At 68.7% G+C, this 6,200-nt stretch carries 7 protein-coding genes; 3 read left to right on the top strand and 4 right to left on the bottom strand.

Annotation, left to right across the window (positions count from 1 at the left end):
• The first annotated feature begins 2 nt into the window (after positions 1 to 2).
• Positions 3 to 521 carry a cyclic pyranopterin monophosphate synthase MoaC gene (gene moaC / locus ACE3SS_RS09175; RefSeq protein WP_374593155.1) on the top strand — a complete coding sequence of 173 codons (519 nt, stop codon included), beginning with the start codon at positions 3 to 5 and terminating at the stop codon, positions 519 to 521.
• A gap of 14 nt (positions 522 to 535) precedes the next feature.
• On the opposite strand, the gene ruvA is transcribed toward moaC, so the two are convergent.
• From ruvA to ACE3SS_RS09190, 3 genes are read right to left on the bottom strand one after another with little or no spacing between them, the layout of a single operon-like run.
• On the bottom strand, positions 536 to 1,111 hold the full coding sequence (ruvA, locus tag ACE3SS_RS09180; RefSeq protein ID WP_374593143.1) for a Holliday junction branch migration protein RuvA: 576 nt from the start codon (positions 1,109 to 1,111) through the stop codon (positions 536 to 538).
• Positions 1,112 to 1,121: 10 nt separating this feature from the next.
• On the bottom strand, positions 1,122 to 1,781 hold the full coding sequence (locus ACE3SS_RS09185; RefSeq protein ID WP_374593145.1) for a response regulator: 660 nt from the start codon (positions 1,779 to 1,781) through the stop codon (positions 1,122 to 1,124).
• A gap of 38 nt (positions 1,782 to 1,819) precedes the next feature.
• Positions 1,820 to 3,898 (bottom strand): sensor histidine kinase, encoded by a 2,079-nt coding sequence (locus tag ACE3SS_RS09190; protein ID WP_374593147.1) that lies wholly within the window; start codon positions 3,896 to 3,898, stop codon positions 1,820 to 1,822.
• A gap of 234 nt (positions 3,899 to 4,132) precedes the next feature.
• Here ACE3SS_RS09190 and ACE3SS_RS09195 point away from each other — a divergent pair, with 234 nt between their 5' ends.
• Together ACE3SS_RS09195 and ybeY are read left to right on the top strand one after the other, a co-directional pair.
• Positions 4,133 to 5,173, top strand: coding sequence for a PhoH family protein (locus tag ACE3SS_RS09195; RefSeq protein ID WP_374593149.1), 1,041 nt, complete (start codon positions 4,133 to 4,135; stop codon positions 5,171 to 5,173).
• Positions 5,170 to 5,616: an rRNA maturation RNase YbeY gene (ybeY, locus tag ACE3SS_RS09200; RefSeq protein WP_374593151.1), complete on the top strand. Its 447-nt coding sequence runs from the start codon at positions 5,170 to 5,172 to the stop codon at positions 5,614 to 5,616. The genes ACE3SS_RS09195 and ybeY overlap by 4 nt, the downstream gene beginning before the upstream one ends.
• A gap of 29 nt (positions 5,617 to 5,645) precedes the next feature.
• Here the strand turns inward: ybeY and ACE3SS_RS09205 are convergent.
• Positions 5,646 to 6,200 (bottom strand): 3'-5' exonuclease (locus tag ACE3SS_RS09205; protein WP_374593153.1); only part of this gene is annotated, 555 nt, incomplete at its 5' end.

Consider the following 6,200-nt stretch of genomic DNA (forward strand, 5'->3'; position numbering starts at 1 on the left):
CCCTGCCAGCCTCGCCCGCCGCCGGCCCGGCCGGCTCGCCGCTCACGCATTTCGATGCGCAGGGGCAGGCGCACATGGTGGACGTGGCCGCCAAGGCCGAGACGCACCGCGTGGCGCGCGCCGCCGGCCGCATCCGCATGCTGCCGGCCACGCTGGCGCTGATCGAGTCGGGCCAGGCCAAGAAGGGCGACGTGCTCGGCGTGGCACGCATCGCCGCCATCCAGGGGGCCAAGCGCACGGCGGATCTGATCCCGCTGTGCCACCCCTTGCCCATCACGCGGGTGGCGGTGGAATTCGTCATCGAGCCGGCCACGGCGACCACCGAGGCGGCCGTGCGCTGCGAGGCGCAGGTCGAAACCCTGGGCCGCACCGGCGTCGAGATGGAAGCGCTGACCGCCGTGCAGGTGGGCCTGCTGACCATCTACGACATGTGCAAGGCCGCCGACAAGGGCATGGTGATCGGCGACGTGCGCGTGCTCGAAAAACTCGGCGGCAAGTCGGGCCACTACGTCGCGCCCTGACGCGACCCGCTGCTTCAGGGCGTGAGGGCCTTGAGCGCCAGCTTGATGCCCTCGCTCACGCTCACGTCGGCGGGCAATTTCTTGAGCGCGGCGGCGGCTTCGCGGTCGCTGTAGCCCAGCGCCACCAAGGCTTGCAGGATGTCGTTCTGCGCGGGCGAGCCGGCGCTCACCGTGGCGGGGCCGAGGTCGGGGGCGAGCTTGCCCTTGAGTTCGAGCAGCAGGCGCTCGGCGGTCTTCTTGCCGATGCCAGGGATCTTGACGAGGCGCGAGGCGTCTTGCGCACCGATGGCCGCCGCCAGCTCGTTGGCGTTCAGCCCGCTCAGGATGGACAGCGCCGTGCGCGGCCCCACGCCGCTGATCTTGACCAGCTCGCGAAACGAGGCGCGCTCGGCGGCGGTGAGAAAGCCGAACAGCGTGTGGGCGTCTTCGCGCACCACCAATTGCGTGAGCAGCGTGGCGCGGCCGCCCAGCTCGGGCAGGTTGTAGAACGTGCTCATCGGCACGTGGACTTCGTAGCCGACGCCGCCCACGTCGAGCAGCACCAGGGGCGGGGATTTTTCAGCCAGCGTGCCGGTGAGGCGACCGATCATGCGCGATCCATCATTTGCGGAACAGCCCCAGTCGTTGTGCTTCAAGCGCGGCCTCGGCGCGCGACGACACGTTGAGCTTGCGGTAGATCTGCTTGACGTAGTCGGCAATGGTGTGGCGCGACAGGTTGAGCTGCACGCCGATCTCGGGCAGCGTGAAGCCCTTGGCCACGCGCAGCAGCACGTCGTTCTCGCGCTCGGTGAGCTGCACCATCGGCATCAGCGGCGCGGCCTCGGCCGGCTTGGCCTTGGCCTGCGCGGTGAAGTATTGAATGACGCGGCGCGCGATTGACGGCGACAGTGGCGGCTCGCCTTGCGCGATGCGCTGCAGTTGCTCGGACAGCTGCTCACGCGACTGCTCTTTCAGCAGGTAGCCGAAGGCGCCGGCTTGCAGCGCGGGGAAGAGGTGCTCGTCGTCGTCGTGGATGGTGACCACCACCGACTGTGCGTCGGGCTGGGTTTCGCGCAGGCGCTCGACCACCGAGACCCCCGAACCGTCGGGCAGGCCGAGGTCGACCAGGGCCACGTCGAAGCGCAGCGCGCTGACGAGTTCGAGCGCATCGTGCACGCGGGCGGCTTCGCTGATGCGGGCTTGGGGGAAGACTTGCAGGGCCAGCGTTTTCAGCCAAGCGCGGATCTCGGGCAGGTCTTCGAGCAGCAGGATTTGCTTCATGGTCGGGATCCCTTGTCCTGTGATTACTTAGTGAAAGTTCATGGTATCAGCCCCATGGGCTGCGTGGCGGGGGGGACGTTCACCGGCAACGGCGTGGCGTCGATCGGCAAGGTCAGGCGGATCGTGGTGCCGTAGCCGGGTCCGGATTCAACCAGACACTGGCCGTTGAGCTGCTTGGCGCGGCCCTTCATGCTGGCCATGCCGTGGCCGCGATCGAGCTTGCCGTCGAGCTCCATCGGGATGCCCTTGCCGTTGTCCTGCACGACGACCTGGAAGTCGTTGCCTTCGACGTCGCAGGTGATCACGCAGTTGGTGGCGCCGCTGTGCTTGATGATGTTGCTCACAGCCTCGCGCAGGATCCGGGTGGTCTGCACGTAGATGCGCGCCGACAGCGGGCAGGGCTGGAAGATGTCGACCGTGCTGACCCAGTCGACGTCGATGCCGGCCTGGCCCAGGCGCGAGACGATCTCGCTGCGCCAGTCGGCCAGCGCGTCGGCCAGCTGCACCGGCTTGCCGGTGAGGCCGCGCACCGACAGGCGCATTTCTTCGAGTGCTTCGCGGGCCAGCGTCGAGATGCGGTCGTTGTCGGACGTGTGGACGATGGTCAGCAGTTTGGCGCCGAGGTCGTCGTGCAGGTCGGCGGCGATGCGCTTGCGCTCTTTCTCGGCGATCTGCTCGACGCGCAACTCGGCGAGTTGCGTGAAGTTGCGCTCGATGTCGGAGGTGATTTCCTCGATGCGGTGCTCGAGCTGGTTGCGCGCGCCTTCGGCGGTCTGCATGGCCTTGGCGTAGACCTTGATGAGCCGCACGGTGACCACGCAGAACATCAGCGGCATCACGAAGTGCGTGATCTGCCAGCCCCACTCGGGCTTGGCCCAGCCGTTCTGGAACACCAGTTCGGCGAGCGTGCCGATGGCGGCCAGGCCGAGGATCACGCAGATCATCCAGAACTCCGGCTTGCGGGTGCGCCCGGCGTGCCACAGGAAGTAGACCTGCGCGATGAAGATCTCGAGCGTGAACAAGGCGCCCCAGACGCGGGCGATGGGGAACAGCATGTCGATGCCACCCACCAGGAACGAGATCGGCATCAGGATGGTCTGCAGCCACAGGCCGATGGTGATCAGCCGGCCCACCCCGGCATCGGCGTCGCCGCGCAAGCCCTGGCCCGCGTAACCGAGCAGGAACTTGACGCCAAAGGCGATCATCGGTGCGAAGGCCACGCTCCACAGCACCTCGACCGAGGCGTCGGGCAGCGGGATGTCGCGCAGCCACAGGCGCGAGGTGAGCAGGGCCCAGCCCACCGACATCAGCCCGAAGTGCATCAGGTAGCCGAGCCGGCGCACGCGGGCCAGCACGAGGGCGAAGAAGCCCAGGATGAGGATGGTGCCCCCGGTGATCTGCGCGTTGGTGATCGACCAGAACAGATGCCGGTTGTACAAGGTCTGCATGGTGCCGAGCGGGCCGATTCGCACGGCCGACAGCCCGCCGGCGCGTTGCCGGGCCGTCACGCGGGCCAGCGGCGAGCCGATCACCTTGATGTCGAGCTCGTTGCCGCTGGCGCGCAGCAAGAAGGTGGGCAGCGTGACGAGTTGGGGCTGGTAGCAGTTGCGCGTCACGGGCTCGGTCATGCGCCCGCCGCGAAACAGCAGCTGGCCGTTGAGGTGCACTTCGAGGTTGGTGCAGGCGCGCTCGATGTAGGCCGCCAGCAGCGGCTCGGCTTCGTGCGCGGCGGGGTGGTCGAAGCGCACGCGGTACCACACCGCTCCCTGGTAGCTTGGGCGGCTGTCGGCCCAGTCGTCGGGCAGGGTCAGCTCGGTGCCCGGCGTGCCGGTCGGGAAGTGGCTGCTGCTGCTCGGCACGGCCCAGGCCTGGCGCAGCAGCACGCTGCCGGCGATGTCGTCGGGTTGCAGTCCGCGCGAGATCAGCATGACGAGCAGTGCCGCGATGCACAGCATGCCGAACGCGACGCCCATGCCGATGGTGCTGCGCCAGCCGACGCTGTCTTCGGTTGGCGTGACCAGCAGATCGGGGTGGGGCGTGTAGACCGGGCGTTCGATGTGGAAGGACGAACTGGGGCCGAAGGTCGAGGCCGGGGCGGATGACGGGATTGGCGGCATGGACGAGGATTGTGGCGGTGCGGCGCGGCCTCCTGTCGAGTCGCGGCCCATTGAAACCGGGGGCGAACTGGAAAGTGTGCACGCAATCCACGCCGCCGGGTAGGGTATTGAAGCGGAGGAAAACCGGCCCAATTTGCCGACGATGCCGCGCCAGGCCGGCAAGCGACAATCTCGGCTTCGCCCGCTGCGCTGCTCATCGCGCGGCGGTTTTCTTCTTCTCGCCGGTCTGCCGCCATGATCCTGCGCCACAGCTTCACCCCGCTCGACAACGACCGCCTGGCCCATCTTTGCGGGGCGCTCGACGAGCACCTGCGCACCATCGAGGTCGGCCTGAACGTGCGCGTGTCGAGGCGCGGCGAGGCCTTTCGGGTCGAGGGCACGCGCGAGTCGACGCAGCGCGCCATGAGCGTGCTCGAATCGCTCTACGCCATCGCCGGCCGGCCGCTGGGCGCCGAGGCCGTGCAACTGGCGGTGTTCGAGGCCTCGCGCGCGGCCGGGGCCAAGGTCGGCGGGCGGGCGGCGGTGGCCGCCCCCCAGGTCGAAGGCAGCGACGCGCCGGTGCTGCACACGCGCCGGGCCGACCTGCAGGGCCGCACGCCCAACCAGGTGCAGTACCTGCAGCAGATCCTCGGGCACGACATCACCTTCGGCATCGGCCCGGCCGGCACGGGCAAGACCTTCCTGGCCGTGGCCTGCGCGGTGGACGCGCTGGAGCGCAGCAGCGTGCAGCGCATCATCCTCACGCGTCCGGCGGTCGAGGCCGGCGAGCGGCTCGGCTTTCTGCCAGGCGACCTGACGCAGAAGGTCGACCCGTATCTGCGCCCGCTCTACGACGCGCTCTACGACCTGATGGGCTTCGACCGCGTCACCAAGGCGTTCGAGAAGAACCTCATCGAGATCGCGCCGCTGGCCTTCATGCGCGGGCGCACGCTCAACCACGCCTTCGTCATCCTCGACGAGGCGCAGAACACCACGCCCGAGCAGATGAAGATGTTCTTGACGCGCATCGGCTTCGGCTCGCGCGCCGTCATCACCGGCGATGTGAGCCAGATCGACCTGCCGCGCGGCAGCAAGAGCGGCCTGATCGACGCCGAGCGCATCCTGCGCCGCGTGCGCGGCATCGCCTTCACGCGCTTCCATTCGGGCGACGTGGTGCGGCATCCGCTGGTGGCGCGCATCGTTGACGCGTATGAAGCCGAGACGGCCGCCGCCGTGGCGCCGCCGGCCGACACGACACCCGCCCCCAAGTCCAAACGCCGCCAGGAGTCCGCATGAAGCCCGCCCGCCCCGCCTTGTCGCTCAGCCTGCAATTCGCCGACAAGACCCATCGCGAGCACCTGCCGCGCCACAAGGTGGCCCGCTGGGTGCGCGCCGCGCTGGAGTCCGACGCCGAGATCGCGGTGCGCGTCGTCGGAGCCGAAGAAGGCCAGACGCTCAACCGCGACTTTCGCGCCAAGGACTACGCCACCAACGTGCTCACCTTCGACTACGCCACCGAGCCAGTCGTGATGGCCGACCTGGTGATCTGCGCACCGGTGGTTGAGGCCGAAGCCCAGGCCGAGGGCAAGACGCTCGAAGCCCACTACGCGCACCTGTTGGTGCACGGCACCCTGCATGCCCAAGGGTGGGACCACATCGAGGCCGACGAAGCCGAGGCCATGGAAGCCCGCGAGCGCGAGGTGCTGGCGGCGCTGGGGTTTGCCGACCCGTATGCGTGATGACTCGCGCTGACGGCGACCGGCGCTGATCAGGCGCTGCCGCTGTCGGCCTTCGCCTTCGCCGCGAACTCCTCGCGCAGCCGACGCAACTTCTCGCGCGGGTCTTCCTTCGGCCCGCCTTCGCCCAGCTTCATCTCGCCGATGAAGCGGCTCGGGATGCCCTGCACCAGTTCGCGGCCCTTCTTGCGCCGGCGCAGGGTGCTCACGGCCAGCGTCAGCCGGGCGCGGGTGATGCCCACGTACATCAGGCGGCGCTCTTCTTCGAGCCGCTCGGGTGTCATCTCGTCGTCTTCGCTTCTGAAGGGCAGCAGGCCCTCGTTGACGCCGACCAGCACCACGTGCGGCCACTCCAGCCCCTTGGAGGCGTGCAGGGTGGACAGCGTCACCACATTGGTTTCGCCGCCGCGCTCGGCTAGGCTGGTGATGAGCGAGATGGTCTGCGCCACGTCGATCAGGCTCTTGCGCTCGGTCTCGGTGGTCATGCCGCCGGTGGTGTCGATCTCGCCGCCGCAGCGCTTGGCGACCCAGTCGACGAAGTCGAGCACGTTGGTCCAGCGCGCGGCGGCGACCTTCTCGCTGTCTTC

This window comes from Aquabacterium sp., assembly GCF_041915145.1.
Classification (GTDB): Bacteria; Pseudomonadota; Gammaproteobacteria; order Burkholderiales; family Burkholderiaceae_C; genus Aquabacterium.